Annotated in this window: 1 protein-coding gene; it reads left to right on the forward strand. The window is 39.0% G+C overall.

The annotated features are described in order from the left end of the window. Nucleotides 1–237, forward strand: a 237-nt coding sequence (locus R7R78_RS28900; protein WP_406707413.1) for a hypothetical protein, incomplete at its 5' end; no start/stop codon positions are given. Nucleotides 238–543: the final 306 nt, after the last annotated feature.

Consider the following 543-nt stretch of genomic DNA (forward strand, 5'->3'; position numbering starts at 1 on the left):
GGTACAGAGCCGTTAGCCAAGAAATTGGGCTTAACTGAGGTTAATAGCTTAAATACAGCGGTCGCTGCGACGTCAAGCTTTGTTCAGTTCAACGCTATTGCTTCACACAGTACGTTTGCGTCGCCATCAGGCACACTTGCCGATGTCAATCATCATGCTGAAATGCAAAAAGAAAACGCGGACTTCTTGATGGACAACGCATTGAGTGATGTTTCGGATACAACAGTACTGAAATAATCGACCATTCATTCATCGACAAAACCCAGCTTAGGCTGGGTTTTTTATTTTTCGCACTCAAAAGAGTGTTGAATAATTCACACAACAATTCATAACTCAAGGTAATTGACCACTTCTTTTATATTCCATATATTATTTATTTAGCGATTGTTTTACATCTTTCACCTAATCAGGTTGGAATATTGTAAAATCTCGGCTTTAATTCGCTAACACCCTTTTATTTCTCAGGATAAAGTGGATAATACCGCCACAAAATAACATTACTAAGGTGAGTCCTTATGTCTATCGAAGCTACTCTGCTTGCAC

This window comes from Vibrio sp. 2134-1, from assembly GCF_033339495.1.